Origin of the sequence: Actinospica sp., from assembly GCF_035552695.1 — a bacterium.
Taxonomy (GTDB): Bacteria; Actinomycetota; Actinomycetes; order Streptomycetales; family Catenulisporaceae; genus Actinospica.
Genome location: NZ_DASZKT010000005.1, coordinates 1 through 1,865, shown reverse-complemented (window position 1 = coordinate 1,865; position 1,865 = coordinate 1). Strand labels below are relative to the sequence as shown.

4 protein-coding genes are annotated in these 1,865 nt (G+C 69.3%); 3 read left to right on the top strand and 1 reads right to left on the bottom strand.

All coding sequences use genetic code 11. The features are described 5' to 3' along the window. The 3 genes from VG296_RS00665 to VG296_RS00655 all read left to right on the top strand — a co-directional run. On the top strand, positions 1–365 hold a 365-nt coding region (locus VG296_RS00665), incomplete at its 5' end, for a vitamin B12 dependent-methionine synthase activation domain-containing protein (RefSeq protein ID WP_325561879.1). Positions 366–545: 180 nt separating this feature from the next. Beyond that, a complete protein-coding gene (locus tag VG296_RS00660; protein ID WP_325561877.1) occupies positions 546–743 on the top strand; it encodes a ribbon-helix-helix protein, CopG family in 198 nt (65 codons plus the stop codon). Then, positions 740–1,135 carry a type II toxin-antitoxin system death-on-curing family toxin gene (locus tag VG296_RS00655; protein ID WP_325561875.1) on the top strand — a complete coding sequence of 132 codons (396 nt, stop codon included), beginning with the start codon at positions 740–742 and terminating at the stop codon, positions 1,133–1,135. Before VG296_RS00660 ends, VG296_RS00655 begins: the two co-directional genes overlap by 4 nt. Before the next feature lie 9 nt (positions 1,136–1,144). Here the strand turns inward: VG296_RS00655 and VG296_RS00650 are convergent. Further along, on the bottom strand, positions 1,145–1,865 hold a 721-nt coding region (locus VG296_RS00650; RefSeq protein ID WP_325561873.1), incomplete at its 5' end, for a GNAT family N-acetyltransferase.

The window sequence follows — 1,865 nt, the reverse complement described above, 5'->3', positions numbered from 1 at the left end:
TCTCCCAGGTCGCCAACGAGCTGTTCGCCGCGAACTCCTACCGCGAGTACATGGAGCTGCACGGGTTGTCGGTGCAGCTGACCGAGGCGCTGGCCGAGATGTGGCACGCCCGGGTCCGCGAGGAGCTCAGCTTCGGCGACGAGGACGGCGATCTGGACGCCATGCTCAAGCAGGGCTACCGCGGTTCGCGGTACTCCTTCGGCTATCCGGCCTGCCCGGACCTGGAGGACCGCGCGAAACTCGTCGAACTGCTGAAGCCCGAGCGCATCGGCGTCACGCTGTCCGAGGAGCTGCAGCTGCACCCGGAACAGTCCACCGACGCGCTGATCGTGCACCACCCCGAGGCCAAGTACTTCAACGCGTAGAGCGGCCGGCCGACGGGCCACGATCAATATCGCAACGCCAGAGGCAGCCGTCGCCTCGCCCATCGCCAAACGGCTTTCCGTTCTGATCCCCAACCGTCGGGACCGCGCTCGGAGCCGGCTAGGCGGGCCCCGCCTTCTCGTCTGGTAGCACTCTGATACCAGGCCCGGTAGCATTTGCTCATGGCCATGACACTGCGATTGACCGAGCAGGAGTCCGAGGACCTCCGGAAGCGTGCCGAGCGTGAGGGCACGTCCATGCACGAGATCGCGCGCAAGGCCATCCGGCTTTACGTCTCCGACCACACCGAACGCCTCGACGCGATCGTCGACCGGATTCTGGTCGAGGACGCTGAACTGCTGGAGCGCCTCGGGTCGTGACCGAGTTCGTCTGCCTCGACACCACGGATCTGTTGCGAATCGCGGCACGCATGCTCGGCATGGCTGAGGCACCGGTGCGGGACCTGGGGGCGCTGGCTGCCGCCGCCGCGCGCCCGCGGACCACCGTGTTCGGCGCGGAGGCCTACCCGACGCTTGCCACCAAGGCAGCAGCGCTGCTGCATTCGATCGCCCGTAATCGCCCACTGGTTGACGGCAACAAGCGACTCGCGTGGACCGCAACCAAGGTGTTCTGCGCCATGAACGGCTACTGGCTGCGGACGACGGATGTGGCCGCTGCGGAGTCGTTCGTCGTCGGTGTGGCACGGGGCGATCTCGACGTGGACGGTGCCGCCGAGGTGATCGCGTTGCACCTTGCCGCGGTCAAGCCCTGACTCGCCGCGCTACGCGGTCGGGGTCAGCACCACGAAGTGGACCTCACGGCGGACCTCGAAGCCCAGTGCGCGGTACAGCGCCAGCGCCGGGGTGTTCGCGTCGGCGACGGGCAGGTAGGGCACGCAACCGTCGGCCGCGATGCCGGCGGACACCGCGTGCACCACGCGACGGGCCAGGCCCTGGCCGCGGACGGCGGGATCGGAGCAGACGGCGCTGATCTCGATGGCGTCGCCGGCCCACATCCGGCGCCCGGCCATGGCCAGCAGATCGCCGGCCGCGTCGCGGATGCCGACGTAGCCGCCGAAGGAGACCGTGCGTTCGGCGAAGGGGCCGGGTTGTGTGCGGTTGACCAGGTCGAGCATCTCGGGGACGTCGGGGTCGCCCAGTTCCAGCAGCGCGTCCTCGAGCGATCGCGTGACGGTGTCGACCATCTGCCGACCCACGATGCGACGCACGGCCCAACCCGCGGGGACGTGCTCGTCGGGAACATCGAGCAGGACGACGGTGCGGCCCGGCGCCAGGGCGCGCAGTTCTGCCCAGTGCGCCGGGTCGGAGTGATCGTCCAGGGCCGCGAACGGGCCGACGTCGGCCCGGAAGACGGCGCAGTGCTCGGCGTGGACACCCAGGGCATGCTGACGGTCTCTGAGGGCATGGCGGACGGGATCGTCCAGTCCGGCATCCCGCGGCGGCGAAATGCTCATCGACTCGATCCAATCACCGCCCGGCCGG

Bases quoted from the DNA above. Each gene is read 5' to 3' on its own strand.
- VG296_RS00660 (WP_325561877.1), top strand. From the start codon at position 546: ATGGCCATGACACTGCGATTGACCGAGCAGGAGTCCGAGGACCTCCGG.